This window comes from Cryobacterium sp. Hh11 (genome assembly GCF_004404045.1).
Lineage (GTDB): Bacteria > Actinomycetota > Actinomycetes > Actinomycetales > Microbacteriaceae > Cryobacterium > Cryobacterium levicorallinum.
On record NZ_SOHF01000006.1, the window covers coordinates 21,799 to 37,335 of the forward strand.

Sequence of the window (15,537 nt, forward strand, 5' to 3'; positions counted from 1 at the left end):
TCCGCTGACTCAGACAGCACCGTCGTTCCTGCAACGACGGTGCTGTCTGCGTTAACGGTTAAGTGGCGGACAGAACGGCCGGCGGGAAGATCGCGGTCAGCAGCGACTTGGTCCACTCGATCAGGGCGTTGTCATCCAGCGGCTCACCGTTCGGCCGTGGCATCGGCACGCTGAGCGCCCCAGTGGCCGACACGTAACGTGAGCCGGGATACATCCGCTGCAACCGGATTTGAATGGAGTCGGCCAGATCGGCCGGAGCAACCCGCAGGTTCGACCCCATGGCGACGACCTCGCTGAGGTTCGCCTGCTGCGCCTGCCAGCGCAGCCGCGACACGGCCACCAGGTTCTGAACCGGCACCGGCGGTTCGCCGTAACGGTCGGTGAGTTCCTCAACCACGAGGTCGATCTGGTCGTCGGCCGCCGTCGGCGAGCTCGCGCTGGACAGCTTCTGGTACGCCTCGAGACGCAGCCGCTCACTGTCGACGAAGTCGTGCGGAATGTGCGCGTCCACCGGCAGCTCGAGCCGCAGCTCGGTCTGCCCCTCGGCGACATCGCCGCGGAACGTCGACACGGCCTCGCCGATCATGCGCAGGTACAGGTCGAAGCCGACGCCCGCGATGTGCCCGGCCTGTTCGCCGCCGAGCAGGTTTCCGGCACCGCGAATCTCCAGGTCCTTCAGGGCCACCTGCATACCGGCACCGAGTTCGTTGTTCGCCGCGATCGTGGCGAGCCGATCGTGCGCGGTCTCCGACAGCGGCTTGTTCTCGTCGTAGAGGAAGTAGGCGTAGGCCCGCTCACGCCCACGACCGACCCGGCCGCGCAGCTGGTGCAGCTGGCTCAAGCCGAACTTGTCGGCCCGGTCGATGATGATCGTGTTCGCATTGTTAATGTCGAGGCCGGTTTCGATGATCGTGGTGCAGACCAGAATGTCGAACTTGCGCTCCCAGAAGTCGCCGACCACCTGCTCGAGCTGAGCCTCGGGCAGCTGCCCGTGCGCGATCGCGATGCGCGCCTCCGGCACCAGTTCGGCGAGCTCCGAGGCGATGCGGTTGATGCTCGTGACGCGGTTGTGCACGAAGAAGATCTGACCCTCGCGCAGCAGTTCCCGACGGATGGCCGCAGCCACCTGCCGTTGCGAGTACGGTCCGACAAAGGTCAGGATGGGGTGCCGGTCCTCGGGCGGGGTGGCCAGGGTCGACATTTCGCGAATTCCGGTTACCGCCATCTCCAGCGACCGCGGAATGGGGGTCGCGCTCATCGCGAGAATATCCACGTTGGTCTTGAGCTTCTTCAAGGCGTCCTTGTGCTCGACACCAAAGCGCTGTTCCTCGTCGATAATGACCAGGCCGAGATCCTTGAAGATGATCGACGGCGACAGTAGCCGGTGCGTGCCGATGACGACGTCGACAGTGCCGTCGAGCATTCCGGCGATCGTCTCGCGCGACTCCTTATCGGTCTGGAATCGGGACAGAGCGCGCAGGTGAATCGGGAACCCGGCGAAGCGCTCCTTGAACGTTTCCATGTGCTGGCTGACCAGCAGCGTGGTCGGAACCAGCATGGCCACCTGCTTGCCGTCCTGCACGGCCTTGAATGCGGCACGAATGGCCACCTCGGTCTTGCCGAAACCGACGTCGCCACTGAGCAGCCGGTCCATCGGAATCGGCCGTTCCATGTCGGCTTTGACCTCGTCGATCGTCGTCAGCTGGTCGGGGGTCTCCACGAATGGGAAGGCTTCTTCGAGCTCGCGCTGCCAGGGGGTGTCCGGCCCGAAGGCGTGACCCTTGCTCGCCATCCGCGCCGAATACAGCTTGACCAGCTCGACGGCAATGTCGCGCACCGCCTTGCGTGCCTTGGTCTTTGCGCTCGACCAGTCGCTGCCGCCCATCTTGCTCAGGGTCGGCGCCTCCCCGCCGACATACCGGGTGACCAGGTCGAGCTGGTCGGTCGGCACATACAGCCGGTCGCCGGCGTGGCCGCGTTTGGACGCCGCATATTCCAGCACCAGATATTCGCGGGTGGTCTTGACCGGGTTGCGCCCGCCGCTCGACACCTCGCGCTGGGTCAGTTCGAGAAAACGACCGATGCCGTGCGTCTGGTGCACGACGTGGTCACCGGCAACCAGCTGCAACGGGTCGACGACATTCTTGCGGCGGCTCGCGAGCTTCTTGATCTGCCTGGCCGAGTAGCCGACGGTGCGCCCGTAAAATTCGCTCTCGCTGATCAGGGTGAGTTTGCTGGTCGGCAGCTCAAAACCGTGATCGACGGATGCCTTCAACAGGTAGGCGATACCGGCCTCCGGTTCCAGCGGCCACACGTCTACGACGCGCACCGGAAGTTCGCGCTCGGCCAAAACCTGCGCGGCCCGCTCGACCAGCCCCGCCCCCTGGGCGACGATACCGACGACCCAGCCGTCGTGCAGTCGGGAGGCGACATGACCCACTGCCCCGTCGACGCTGCCGGCGAAGGTGGGGACGGCATCCGCTTCGATGCGAATGGTGAGCAGTTCGTCCATTTCGCGGTGTTCGGGCAGAACCGCCTCGTCGGTCGGCGCCGCCTGGAACGTGCTCAGGGTCCACCAGTGGTGGCCGGACGCCGGTGCACCGGGAGCCGAATATTTGACGCTGTCGCGCAGGCGGCCGAGCGTGAGAAAGTCGCCGGATTCGAGGTCGATCGGCGCGTCGGCACCGGCCGTGGCAGCGCTCCAGGCGGCACCGAGAAACTCACGGTTGGTCTCGGCGAGGCTGATCGCGCGGCTTGCGACCCGCTCCGGCGAGATCACGGCGACGGCAGCGTTGCTCGGCAGGTAGTGCGTGACCGGCACCAGCCGGTCGACCAGGGCGGGGGCGAGGCTTTCCATGCCCTCGACCGGGATGCCCTCGGCGATCTTGGCGAGCAGACCGGACAGGCTCGGAAATTCGTGCTGCATTTCCTGGGCGCGCTGCCGCACGGCAGGGCTGAGCAGCAGTTCCCGGCTCGGCGGCAGGCTGACGGCTGCGACCGGTTCGGGCAAGGACCGTTGGTCGGCGACGCTGAACAGGCGAATCTGCTCGACCTCGTCGCCGAAGAATTCCACCCGGTAGGGGTGCGAGGCGACCGGCGGAAAGACGTCGAGAATACCGCCGCGCACGGCGAACTCGCCGCGCCGGGTGACCATGTCGACGCGGGCGTAGGCCACATTGACCAGCTGCAGCACGATCGCCGAGAGGTCGTGCCCGCGGGCTCCGACCGTCAGTTCGATCGGTTCGTAGTCGGTGAGGTTGTCGGCGACCGGCTGCAGGGCGGCTCGCACCGAGGCGACGACGATAAGCGGATGCCGCTCGCGCGCGTCCTGCTCCTGCCACTCGCGCATCCGCCGCAGGGCGTGCAGGCGCTTGCCGACGATCTCGGCGCTCGGGCTCAGGCGTTCGTGCGGGAGGGTTTCCCAGGCTGGAAAGTCGATGATCTCCGCGCTCGTGGCGAAGCAGCCGAGGTTCTCGCGCAGCGCCTCGGACTCGCGGCCGGTCGCGGTGATGACGAACAGCGCCTGAGCATCATCGCGGCGCAGGTCAAGCAGCGCGGCGAGCAGCGGGGCACGCAGTCCCTCGGTCAGACTGAAATCAGCATCCCGGCTGGCATAGGCGAGGGCGTTGTCGAACGTGGAGGCGCGCGCGAGCGCTGCGATTAAGCCCTGAAGGATCACTGAACGAGTCTACCTACGCGGGCGAGTGGAACTTCTGTTGGGCCGCCACGACGCCGTCGGTGGCGATCAATTCGATCGCGTCGGCGGCATCCGCTATTAAGACGGGCAGAATGCTGCGCTCGGCGGCTGCGAAGTCGTGCAATACGAAGTCGGCCGCGTTCTGGCGGCCCGGCGGCCGGCCGATGCCCATGCGAATGCGAATGAACTCGTTGCTTCCGGTGGCCGCGATAATGTCGCGCAGGCCGTTGTGGCCGCCGTGACCGCCGCCAACCTTGATCTTGAGGGTGTCGAAGGGCAGGTCCAGGTCATCGTGCACGACGATGAGGCGGGAAATGGGCAGCGAGTAGAAGCGCAGCAGCGCGGCGACCGGGCTGCCGGAGACGTTCATAAACGTGGTGGGCTTGGCCAGCACCAGCTTGGGTGCGCCGGGAGCCAGTCGCCCCTCGGCGACCAGGGCGGCGGTTTTGTGACGCTTGAAATTCGCGGGCAGACGATTGGCTAGTTGCCCTGTGACCATCTGCCCGACGTTGTGGCGGTTGCCAGCGTAGTCGGGCCCGGGGTTACCGAGCCCGACTACGAGCCACAGGTTCGTATCCAGGGGAATCCTCCGCCTAAGTGTTGGAAAACCCCGCGAGAACCGAGTGAAGATAATTGTTACGCGGCGGGCGGCGTGGCGGCCGGGGTGCCAGCAGTGATGACCTCGGTCTCGTCGGACTCGTCCTCGCCACGCGGCGTGTGGACGTAGATGACCAGGGTGTCGGGGTCGGACACGAGCACGGCGCCGGCGGGCAGCGTGACGTCCTTGGCGTGCAGCTGCGCGCCGTCTTCGAGGCCCTCGATCGACAACTGGAGGTTCTCGGGGATGTCGGTGGCTTCAACTTCGAGCAGGAGCGACTTGGTGTCGAAGTCGGCCATGGTGCCGGGGAACGATTCGCCGGTGGTGTGTACGGGGACCTCAACCTGCACCTTTTCACCCTTGCGCACGACGATGAGGTCAATGTGCTCAATGATGGCCTTGACCGGGTCCTTCTGCACGTCCTTGACCAGCACAAGCTGCTTCTCGCCGGCGAGATCGAGCTCAAGAATCATGTTCTTGCGACGCAGCAGCAGACCGATGCGGTGCGAGGGCAGCGACACGTGCACCGGCTCGGTGCCGTGGCCGTAGATGACGGCCGGGATCAGGCCGAGCACGCGCAGCTTGCGGGCCGCACCCTTGCCAAAGTTTTCGCGCAGTTCAGCGACGACGGCATTTACTTCTTTTTTAGCCATGGTGTTACTCCTAGCGGGTATAAGACCCAGATCGTGGTCTTCGGGCCGAGGCCCGAAGATGGGGGTACTGATTCAACTCGAACGCATGTCAGCGTGAGGAAAAGCCCAAGGTCTCGTCCGCCGCGTCGATCACGGATGCCGTCAGCCCGGTTGCCCGGGTGACGATATCCCTCGCCGAAGTTCGATTCTCAAGCTTACACAGTTTGGGCCGCCCCCGCAGTCCGGGCGTGTCGTGCACCTGGTTCACCAGTCGTGCACGGTGCCGTCGGCCAGCCGGTTGAAGGGCAGATATGCCGTCTGGTAAGGGTACTTGCCGGCCTCGTCGACGTTCAGCTCAACGCCCAGGCCGGGCCTGTTGCCGGGGTGCAGGTAGCCGTCGGAAAAGCTGAAGGACTGTTCGAAGACGCTGTTGGTAGCGTCGCCGTGCTGCATGTATTCCTGGATTCCAAAGTTGTGAATGGCCAGGTCGAGGTGTAGTGCCGCTGCCATGCCCACCGGGGAGATGTCGGTCGGGCCGTGAATGCCGGACTTGATCTGGTACTGGGCGGCGTAGTCGAGAATCTTTTTCATGGGCGAAATGCCGCCGGTGTGGGTGACCGCCGACCGCACGTAGTCGATGAGCTGGTCCTTGATCAGGGTCTGGTAGTCCCAGACCGAGTTGAAGACCTCACCGATCGCGAGCGGGGTGGTGGTGTGCGAGCGCACCAGCCGCAGGGCATCCTGATTTTCGGCCGGGGTGCAGTCTTCGAGCCAGAACAGGTCGTAGGGTTCGAGCGACTTGCCGAGTTTCGCGGCCTGGATCGGCGTCATCCGGTGGTGTCCGTCGTGCAGCAGGGGCAGTTCGGCGCCGAACTCGGCACGAACGCCCTCGAACACGGTCGGCAGGTGCCGCAGGTAGGCGCGCGTATCCCAGTCTTCTTCGGCCGGTCTGGCCGCACGCTGGGCCGGTTCGTAGTCGTAGCGTTTGCCGCTGGTCTGGGTCTGCGCGGCAACACCGTAGATGGCTTTCAGGCCGGGGATGGCGGTCTGCACCCGAATGGCCCGGTAGCCGAGCGTCTGGTGCTTGCGAATGGAATCGAACAGTTCGGGCAGGTCGCGCCCCGACGCGTGGCCGTAGGCGAGAATTTTGTCCCGACTGGCTCCGCCGAGCAGCTGGTACAGCGGCATCCCGGCGGCCTGAGCTTTGAGATCCCAGAGCGCCACGTCAACGGCGGCAATCGCGGCCATGGTGACCGGGCCCCGGCGCCAGTAGGCGCTGCGGTAGAGAAACTGCCAGGTGTCTTCGATGCGATGGGCGTCGGCGCCGAGCAGAAGCGGCACGACGTGTTCCTGCAGGTAGGCCACCACGGCCAGTTCGCGGCCGTTCAGGGTAGCGTCACCGAGCCCGACGAACCCGTCGTCGGTGGTGAGGCGCAGGGTCACAAAATTGCGATCCGGGCTGGTAACGATAACTTCTGCTCTGACGATCTTCATGCGTTCTCCTTGGTCGTGCGGTCATGAAAAAGCGCGGCCAAGCGGATGCCGGGTCAGCGCAGGGTGGTTCCGGCTGGGGCGGTGAGCAGGGCGAGTTCAGCCCGGGTCGGCGCGCCTTCCCAATCGCCGACAGCGGCGACCGCGAAGGCACCGGTGACGGTGCCGCGGTGCAGCGCTTCGGCCGGCGTGAGGGCGTCGAGCACGCCGGAGAGGTAACCAGCGGTGAAGGCGTCGCCCGCGCCAATAGTGTCCCGAACAGTCACCGGGACTGCCGATGCGTGCACGACTTCTCCCGCGGTATATACGCTGGCGCCGAATGCCCCGCGTTTGATTACGAGCTGCCTGACGCCGGAGTCCGCGAGCTCGGCCGCGGCCCGTTCTTCCGCTTCGGGAGTGCCTGCCTCGGTCACAATGAGCCCGAGTTCGTCGTCGGAGGCGATGACGATGTCGGCGCTGCGGGCCAGAGCCGACAGGGTCGCGCGGGCGGCATCCGTGTTCCAGAGTTTGGCGCGATAGTTCACGTCGACGCTCACCAGAGCGCCGGCCGCGCGACCGATCCGCACCGCCTCGGTAACGGCGTCAGCGGCCGAGCTCGAGAGAGCCGGCGTGATACCGGTGACGTGCAGAAGGCGCGGCGTCGCGGCCAGGGAGACGGCGGCATCCGCTCTGCTGAGGACAGAGCCGGCGGAATCGCTGCGGTAGTAGCTCACCCGGGACAGGTCGTTTATGCGCCGTTCAACGAGCATGAGGCCGGTATCCCGGTCGGCGTCGATCGCTACGGTGTCGACGAGCACCGACTCGGCGCGCAGGGTTCGCAGCAGGAACACCCCCACCTCGTCGTCGCCGACGCGGCCGCCCCAGCGCACGGTGTGGCCGAGTCGGGCGAGGCCGATGGCCACGTTTGATTCAGCGCCGGCCACCGTCATCTGCAGGGCACCCCCAAGGCGCAGGGGGGTGCCGGTGCGCAGGCTGACCATGGTCTCGCCGAGGGTGACGACGTCGGGGCTGATCATGCGCGCGAAGCCGCCAGCTGGTTCACGTCATCGCGCACGGCCAGGAAGCCGGCCGCCCGGCCCCGGAGGGAATCGAGGTCGCCGCCCCTGGCGGCATCACCGAGCAGGGGGGTGCCGACCCCCACGGCTAGAGCTCCGGCCGCGAAGTAATCGGCGGCTCGTGCAGCATCGACGCCGCCGACGGGCACGAACGGCACGTCGGGCAGCGGATCGCGCAGGGCCTGGAGATAGGCCGGACCGCCGAACGATCCGGGAAAAAGCTTGACCACGGTGGCGCCAGCGTGGCGGGCCGCGACGACCTCGGTCGGGGTGAGTGCGCCAGCGCAGACCGGCAGACCGAGCCGGGCCGACTCGGCGATGGCTTCGGTCACCGCCGGGGTCACCATGAAGGTTGCGCCGGCAGCGGCACTACGGTGCACGTCGTCGATGGTCAGCACTGTTCCCGCACCGACCAGGCAGTCGCTGGGGGCGAGCCGGGCGAGCTCGGCGATGATTCCGAGCGCATCGGTCGTGACGAGGGACACTTCAAGAAAGCGGATGCCGCTGGCAAAGAGTGCGAGCGACGCGGCTATCGCAGCGTCCGGGTCGGTGGCACGAATAATGGCGAGCAGGCGTTCACGCTGCAGCCCGGCGAGAAAATCATCCGGGGTGCACGAGACCGTCACGGCCGTCACCACTCCGCCAATGCGCCGTCGGCGTGCCGCCAGATCGGCGAGCGCCAGGTATGTCCCCGCGAGTTGGCGGCCCGCACGGCCACCTCATCGATTTCGATGCCGAGGCCCGAACCGGTCAACAGCTCAATGTTGCCGTTGACGAATTTCAGCGGTTGTTTGTCGAGCACGTAGTCGAGTACTTCGGCGCCCTGGTTGTAGTGGATGCCGATGCTCTGCTCCTGGATGAGGTAGTTGGGGGTGGCGAAGCCCACCTGCAGACAGGCGGCGAGCGCGATGGGACCGAGCGGGCAGTGCGGCGCCAGCTGCACGTCGTACACCTCGGCCATCGCCGCGATGCGGCGCACCTCGGAGATACCGCCAGCGTGCGAGAGGTCGGGCTGCGCCACGGCGATACCCGCCTCGAATACCGGCAAGAAATCCTGCCTGGTGTAAAGCCGCTCCCCGGTCCCGATCGGAATCGAGGTGGCCTGGGCGAGTTGACCGATCAGGTGGGAGTTCTCCGGAACGACCGGTTCCTCGATGAAGAACGGTCGCAGGGGTTCGAGCAACGGGGCGATCCGGCGGGCGTTGGCAAGCGTGAACCGGCCGTGAAAGTCCACGGCCACATCACGGTCGGGGCCGAGCACGGCGCGCGCTGCGGCGACCCGTTCGAGCACACCGTCGATTTCGGCGACCGTGCCGACCCTGCTCATAATGCCGGAGGCGTTCATCTTGACGGCGGTCAGTCCCACGGCGATCTGGGCCGCGATCGCGTCGGTGATGCCGCTCGGGTCGTCGCCGCCGACCCAGCCGTACATGCGGATGCGATCGCGCACCGCACCGCCGAGAAGCTGGTAGACCGGAACCCCGAGCGACTTGCCCTTGAGGTCCCACAGAGCTTGGTCGATGCCGGAGACGGCACTGCCAAACACCGGTCCACCGCGGTAGAAGCCGCTCTTGGTCAATACCTGCCAGTGGTCTTCAATGCGGTCGGGGTCGGCGCCGATGAGGTATTCCGCGAACTGTTCGACCACCGCGCGCACGGCATCCGAATGCCCCTCGAGGCTGGCTTCGCCCCAGCCGATGACGCCCTCGCTGGTTTCGAGCCGCACGAATAGCCAACGGGGAGCCACGAGAAAAGTTTCGACTCGTTCAATGTGTGACACGGGCAACCTCACCCCCTTCTGTTTCGGCGGCGAGAGCCGCGACGATCCGTTCGACGATGGTGCCGGGCGGTTCAACGATGTCCACGGTCACGCCGCGTTCATCGTCTGTGCGTACCTCGAGCGTGTCGAACTGCGATTGCAGCAGCGCGGGAGGCATGAATTCGTGGGTGCGTGCGCGCAGCCGGGCGGCGATCAGGTCGATCGACCCTTCCGGATCAACGACGAACAACTCGGAAGCGTGAACGCGCAACAGGTCCCGGTAGCTGCGTTTCAGGGCCGAGCAGGCGATGACGATACCGTTCGGGTAATCCCCGGCGAGGCATCGCCCCACCTCGTGCAACCACGGCAGCCGGTGTTCATCCTGCAGCGCGTTTCCGGCGGCCATGACGGCTTTGTTCGCGGCGGGGTGCAGGGTATCGCCGTCGAGGAACCGGGCGCCGAGGCGCTCGGCTAGAAATTCACCGATGGTCGATTTGCCTGAGCCCTGCACACCCATGACGACGATCGGCGGGAGGCCCACGCTCAGCCCTTGGTCGCTCCGGCGGTGAGGCCGGACACGATGTATTTCTGGGTGAACAGTGCGATGACCATGATCGGAACGGTGACGACGACGGCTGCCGCCATTAGGCTCCCCCAGTCGATGCTGGCATACGAGACGAAGTTGAAGATCGCCACCGGCAGGGTCTTGGTATTCGCCCCGGAGAGCACCAACGCGAACATGAAGTTGTTCCACGAAAAGATAAACGAGAGAATGCCGGCCGTCGCGAGTCCCGGAACCGACAGCGGCAGTGTGATCCGCAGGAACGCGCCGATGTGGGTGAGGCCATCCACCTGCGCCTGCTCTTCCAGCTCAAGCGGAGTCGAGTCGAAATAGCTGATCATGATGTACACGATCAGCGGCAGGGCGACGAACATGTGCGAGAGAATCAGCACGCCGAAGCCGCCGACCATGCGCATGTTGGCGAAGATGAAGTACCACGGTACGAGCAGGCTGACGCCCGGAATGATGCGTGCCATGAGCACGACCAGCGCGGAGCGGTGCATCGCGAAACGACTCATCGCGTAGGCGGCCGGAACTCCGATGAGCAGGGAGAAGACAGTGGACAACAAGGCCACCCAGAAACTATTGAAGATGAATCCGAAATAGTTGTTGCGGCTGAGCACGTTGTCGTAGTTGTCGAGCGTCGGCGTGAAGAACAGGGTCTTGCTGGCGTCATAGATGTCGACATTGGTTTTGAGTGATGCAACGAACATCCACACCAGCGGAGCGACGAACAGCAGCACCGTGAGGGTCAGCGCGACGACCCGAAAGATTTTGTACGCTCGCGGTTTGCGACGCCGCGGTGCGATCGCGACCGGGCGCGGTTTCTGGGTGACAGGCCGGGCTGGCAGGGTCGTGGTCATGACCGGTTCGCCTTTCTGCGGTAGGTGAGTACCCACATGATCGCGATGATGAGCAGGAAGAACAGGATCAGCACGGTGGATGCGATTCCGTAGTCGTTGTAGTCGAAGCTCAAGCCGAAGGCATAGATGTTCAACGTCTCGACTTCGTGGAATGATCCGCCACCCTTGCCCTTGGTGGCATAGAGGATGTCGAAGGTCTTGAGGGCGTCGATTCCGCGCAGCACGACGGTCACGATGACGGTGGCGCGCAGCAGCGGCAGGGTGACGAACCAGAATCTCTGCCAAGCGTTGGCGCCGTCGATGCGGGCGGCTTCGTCGGGTTCGTCGGAGAGTGAGGTGAGGCCGGCGAGTAGCATCAGCACGACCATCGGTGTCCACTGCCAGATGTCGACGAACATGAGCGTCGGCAGAGCCGTGTACTGGCCGGACAGCCAGGGCTGGGCCGGAATACCGATCCAGCTGAGCACCTGGTTGGCGAAGCCGATGTTCGGGTCGAAGATGAGGCGCCACATCATGCCGACGGCAACCGGGGTGGCGACCAGAGGCAGCAGGATCGCGACGCGAACCCATTTCTCGCCGCGGAACGGGCGCCAGAGCAGCAGGGCGATGCACATGCCGAGGACAAGCTCAACGGCGAGCGCTCCACCGGTGAAGACGAACGTGCGCATGACTGCGGGCCAGAAACGTTCCGTATCGGTGAGCACCTCGACGTAGTTGCTGAATCCGACCAGGTTCGAGGCTGCGCGCACCGAGCCCTCGGAGTCGGTCACGCTGAGGTACAAGGTCCAGCCCAGCGGCACCGCGATGAGCAGTCCGACGAAGATCATCGCGGGGGAAGCGAAGAGCCACTTGCGATGACGGTTTGCCCAGGTGGAATAGTTCTTCCACATTGAGGGCTTGATGGTGACCATTGTGGTCATCGTTCACCTCACACTTGGTATTGCACGTTCAGAAAGAAGGGGGTGGCGGGGCGGACGACCGCGTTCCGGCATCCGCCCCGCCTCAGTGGTGCGGGTTATTCGTCGTCGAGGATTCCCTGAAAAGCCTCGCTCGCGGCATCCGCTGCTGCGTCGGAGTCGCCGCCGGTGATGGCGATGACGATCGGATCTCCTACGATCTCGCGCGCTTCGGGCACCTTGATGACGAGCGGACGGTCATGACCGACACCGTTCTTGGTGCTCGTGGCGATCGCGGCGGCGAGGTCGGCCGGGTAGGTCGACGTGCCCTCCGGGTCTTCCCAGACCGACTGGCGCGCACCGGGAACGCCGTCCTGCTGCACCTCCAGGGTCAGGTCCGCGCTGGTGGCCCATTCGATGAAGGACCAGGCTTCATCCGTGTAGGCCGATTCAGCGTTGACGCCGAGCGCCCAGGACGGCACGTTGTAGGCGGCCGAACCGCCAGGACCGGCCGGCATCGGTGCGAAGCCGACGGTGTCGGAGACCTTGGAGGTCTCGGGGTCGGTCGCGTTCTTGTAGAGGCTGTCGGCCTCGGTGTACAGTCCGGCCTGGCCCTGCGTGAAGATGGCCATGGCCTCAGGCCAGCTCATGTCGGTGCTGACATTCTCCGGACCGTAGTCGCGGATCAGTCCGCCGTAGAACGCGTAGGCTTCCTTGGCCTCAGGGCTGGCGATAGCTGAGTTGCCGTCTTCGTCGATGAAGTCACCGCCGAAGCTGTAGAGAAAGCTGGAGAACTGGGTGACGGCGGCGGACTTGCCGGTACGGGCGACGAAGCCGGCCACGCCGGGGTTCTGTTCCTTGATTGCCTTGGCCGCGGCTTCGAGCTCGTCCATCGTGGTCGGCACCTCGAGTCCGGCCTTGGCGAGGAGGTCCTTGCGGTAGTAGAGCACTTCCTGCTCGGTGATGATCGGTACGCCAACGACGTTGCCGTCGTAGGTGGTCGACTCGACCGGCCCGGACTGGAAGTCGCTCCAGTTCCAGTCGGCGTTCGACTCGACGTTGTCAGTCAGGTCGGCCAGATAGCCGTTCTTCGCGAACAGCTTGCCTTCTTGGAGCGGGCGATACATCATGACGTCGATCTCATCGGTGCCCGCATTAAGCTTCACGTTGTACTGATCGGAGAGCTGGTCTTCACCGTACTGGCTGAGCTCGACCGTGAGGCCGGTGGCCGCCTCGAACTCGGGCAGCTTGCTCTTGATCGTGTCGGTCCAGACGTGGTTGGCGAGGGTCACCCGAAGAGTCTTCGAGCCCCCGCCATCACTGGCACCGGCACTGCACGCGGTAAGCGTACCCGCCGCGAAGAATGTCGCTGCGACGATGGCCGCAACGCGAACAACTGAATGACGCTTCACTGTGTCTCCCATTCGCAGAACCGGCGCTTTGAGCCACGGTCCCCAACAGAATGCATCTTTACATCTGTCTCGAAAGGAAACATTACCGAATAAAGCATACTTATTCAAGTTTATTGCTGGAACGATATGATCAACCGCATGACTCACAATGTGACGACCGGGCCGGGTGCCGACCCACTCGTCGACTTACCCCCGAGCCTTGACGACGACACCCCCGCGACCAGCCTGCACGCGCGCGTCGTTGATCTGCTCGGCTTGGCAATCTGCGCCGGAGAGCTGGCGAGCAAGTCAGTCTTCCGCATCGAGGAGCTCGAAGAGCGATACGGAGTCTCTCGATCGGTGGTGCGCGAAGCTATCCGCGTGCTCGCCTCCATGGGTATGCTCGCGTCTCGCCGCCGCGTCGGCGTGCAAATTCTGCCAGCCTCCGAGTGGAACCTGTATGACCCACAGGTCATCCGCTGGAGGCTCGCCTCGCCGGCCCGCATCGCCCAATTGCGTTCCCTGACCGAGCTGCGCACCGCCATTGAACCGCAGGCCGCCCGGCTCGCCGCCATCCGCGCTCCACTAGCGGATGCCAGTGAGCTGATGGGGCTGGCCGGCAAGCTGTGGGCTGCCGGTCAGGCCGACGACCCCGAGGCCTTCCTCGTGCTCGACATCGAGTTTCACCGTCTGGTGTTGGCAAGTTCGGGCAACGAGATGTTCGCCAAACTCAACACCCTGGTCGCCGAAGTGCTGACCGGGCGCACAAATTACGGGCTGATGCCGAGGCATCCGCACAACGAAGCGCTGCAACTGCACGTCGATGTGGCCAGCGCGATTCAGCGCGGCAACCCGGAGGCAGCCCACGAAGCCATGCTCGGCATCATGGAACGCGCCTTCAGCGAGATGAGTTCCATCTGGGACGGCAAATCAACGCAGTGAGCCCAGTCAAGCGTCTACTGACCCCTGAATGTGGGACCGACCGGCGTCGTGGGATAACCTTGACAGTGGCCTGTTCAATACAGTCCCAAAGGAGAAAACGTGTCAGAGTCCCGTGCAGCGCAGGCAAATATTGGTGTCGTCGGACTGGCGGTGATGGGCTCGAACCTCGCCCGTAACCTCGCCGGCCGCGAGGGAAACACGGTCGCCGTGTACAACCGCTCCCCTGAGCGAACCCGCCTACTCACGACCGAACACCCGGAAGCGAACTTCGTCGCCTCCGAGAACATCGCCGACTTCGTCGCCTCGCTCACCAAGCCGCGCACCGCAATCATCATGGTGCAGGCCGGTAAGGGAACCGACGCCGTCATTACCCAGCTCTCCGAGCTGTTCGAACCCGGCGACATCATCGTCGACGGCGGCAACGCCGAATTCACCGACACCATCCGTCGCGAGAAGGAGCAGAGCGCCAAAGGCATCAACTTCGTCGGCGCCGGCATCTCCGGTGGCGAAGAGGGCGCTCTCAACGGCCCGAGCATCATGCCCGGCGGTTCCGTCGAGGCGTACAAAACCCTCGGCCCGATCCTCGAATCCATTGCCGCCGTCGTCGACGGTGTGCCCTGCGTCACCCACATCGGCACCGACGGTGCCGGTCACTTCGTCAAGATGATCCACAACGGCATCGAATATGCCGACATGCAGCTCATCGCCGAGGCCTACGACCTGCTCCGCAAGGTCGGCGGGCACTCCCCCGAAGCCATCGCCGACGTCTTCACCGACTGGAACGACGGAGAACTCAACAGCTACCTCATCGAAATCACCGCCGAGATTCTGCGTCAGGTTGACGCCAAGACCGGAGCCCCGTTCATCGACGTCGTTCTCGACGAGGCCGGCTCGAAGGGAACCGGCGTCTGGACCGTGCAGAACTCGCTCGACCTCGGCGTTCCCGTCGGCGGAATCGCCGAAGCCGTCTTCGCTCGCGCCGTGTCCAGCCACCCGGAACAGCGCGGCCCCGTGCGCGCCACCCTCACGGCTCGCCCCGAGATCGCCGTGGTCGGTCACACCTTCCAGGAAGACGTGCGCCAGGCGCTCTACGCCTCGAAGATCGTTGCCTACGCGCAGGGTTTCGACGCGATCATCGCCGGAGCCAAGAAGTACGGCTGGAACATCGACAAGGGCGCCATCGCCACCATCTGGCGCGGCGGTTGCATCATTCGGGCCCAGTTCCTCAACCGCATCGTGGATGCCTACAACAACGACCCGTCGATCCCGACCCTGCTCGTCGACCCGTACTTCGCCGAGGCCATTGCCTCCGGTGAAGCCGCGTGGCGCCGCGTCGTCTCGACCGCCGCACTGTCGGGCATCCCGGTTCCCGGTTTCGGTTCGAGCCTGAGCTACTTCGACTCGCTCGCGAGCGAACGCCTTCCGGCCGCGCTCGTGCAGGGACAGCGCGACTTCTTCGGCGCGCACACCTACCACCGCGTCGACATGCCCGGCACCTTCCACACGCTGTGGTCGGGCGACCGCAGCGAGATCGCCACGGAAGCGTCGACTCACTAGGCCCGCAGTTCTGCCGGCCGGCAGCATCCACTTATATAACGGATGCTGCCGGCCGTTTTGTCTACCCGGGTCGCTTCACACCCACGTCTGGAAT

13 protein-coding genes are annotated in these 15,537 nt (G+C 65.0%); 2 read left to right on the forward strand and 11 right to left on the reverse strand.

From position 1 onward, the window contains the following. Positions 1–58: 58 nt before the first annotated feature. The 11 genes from mfd to E3T46_RS01825 form a co-directional block, all read right to left on the reverse strand. Complete coding sequence (gene mfd / locus E3T46_RS01775; protein ID WP_134577235.1) at positions 59–3,679, reverse strand: transcription-repair coupling factor; 3,621 nt, start codon at positions 3,677–3,679, stop codon at positions 59–61. Between the two features lie 13 nt (positions 3,680–3,692). Then, entirely contained in the window at positions 3,693–4,277 is a 585-nt protein-coding gene (pth, locus tag E3T46_RS01780; RefSeq protein WP_134467337.1) for an aminoacyl-tRNA hydrolase, read from the reverse strand. A 56-nt stretch (positions 4,278–4,333) separates the two neighbouring features. Next, complete coding sequence (locus E3T46_RS01785) at positions 4,334–4,948, reverse strand: 50S ribosomal protein L25/general stress protein Ctc (protein ID WP_134577236.1); 615 nt, start codon at positions 4,946–4,948, stop codon at positions 4,334–4,336. A 243-nt stretch (positions 4,949–5,191) separates the two neighbouring features. Further along, the gene (gene manD, locus E3T46_RS01790) at positions 5,192–6,421 is read right to left on the reverse strand and encodes a D-mannonate dehydratase ManD (RefSeq protein WP_134577237.1); all 1,230 of its coding nucleotides are present in this window, start codon (positions 6,419–6,421) and stop codon (positions 5,192–5,194) included. A 53-nt stretch (positions 6,422–6,474) separates the two neighbouring features. After that, on the reverse strand, positions 6,475–7,434 hold the full coding sequence (locus E3T46_RS01795; protein ID WP_134577238.1) for a sugar kinase: 960 nt from the start codon (positions 7,432–7,434) through the stop codon (positions 6,475–6,477). After that, positions 7,431–8,108 (reverse strand): bifunctional 4-hydroxy-2-oxoglutarate aldolase/2-dehydro-3-deoxy-phosphogluconate aldolase, encoded by a 678-nt coding sequence (locus E3T46_RS01800; RefSeq protein ID WP_241980402.1) that lies wholly within the window; start codon positions 8,106–8,108, stop codon positions 7,431–7,433. Before E3T46_RS01800 ends, E3T46_RS01795 begins: the two co-directional genes overlap by 4 nt. Continuing rightward, positions 8,105–9,253: a galactonate dehydratase gene (gene dgoD / locus E3T46_RS01805; protein ID WP_134577240.1), complete on the reverse strand. Its 1,149-nt coding sequence runs from the start codon at positions 9,251–9,253 to the stop codon at positions 8,105–8,107. The genes E3T46_RS01800 and dgoD overlap by 4 nt, the downstream gene beginning before the upstream one ends. After that, positions 9,240–9,773 carry a gluconokinase gene (locus tag E3T46_RS01810; RefSeq protein ID WP_347232597.1) on the reverse strand — a complete coding sequence of 178 codons (534 nt, stop codon included), beginning with the start codon at positions 9,771–9,773 and terminating at the stop codon, positions 9,240–9,242. The genes dgoD and E3T46_RS01810 overlap by 14 nt, the downstream gene beginning before the upstream one ends. A gap of 2 nt (positions 9,774–9,775) precedes the next feature. After that, positions 9,776–10,657, reverse strand: a complete 882-nt coding sequence (locus E3T46_RS01815; RefSeq protein ID WP_134577241.1) for a carbohydrate ABC transporter permease — start codon at positions 10,655–10,657, stop codon at positions 9,776–9,778. Next, positions 10,654–11,577 (reverse strand): sugar ABC transporter permease, encoded by a 924-nt coding sequence (locus tag E3T46_RS01820; RefSeq protein WP_241980403.1) that lies wholly within the window; start codon positions 11,575–11,577, stop codon positions 10,654–10,656. Before E3T46_RS01820 ends, E3T46_RS01815 begins: the two co-directional genes overlap by 4 nt. A gap of 95 nt (positions 11,578–11,672) precedes the next feature. Continuing rightward, the gene (locus E3T46_RS01825; RefSeq protein ID WP_241980404.1) at positions 11,673–12,965 is read right to left on the reverse strand and encodes a sugar ABC transporter substrate-binding protein; all 1,293 of its coding nucleotides are present in this window, start codon (positions 12,963–12,965) and stop codon (positions 11,673–11,675) included. Positions 12,966–13,103: 138 nt separating this feature from the next. Between E3T46_RS01825 and E3T46_RS01830 the strand changes: the two genes are divergently transcribed. Together E3T46_RS01830 and gndA are read left to right on the forward strand one after the other, a co-directional pair. Then, positions 13,104–13,886 (forward strand): FadR/GntR family transcriptional regulator, encoded by a 783-nt coding sequence (locus E3T46_RS01830; RefSeq protein ID WP_134577243.1) that lies wholly within the window; start codon positions 13,104–13,106, stop codon positions 13,884–13,886. Between the two features lie 99 nt (positions 13,887–13,985). Continuing rightward, positions 13,986–15,443, forward strand: coding sequence for an NADP-dependent phosphogluconate dehydrogenase (gene gndA, locus E3T46_RS01835; protein ID WP_134577244.1), 1,458 nt, complete (start codon positions 13,986–13,988; stop codon positions 15,441–15,443). Positions 15,444–15,537 lie beyond the last annotated feature (94 nt).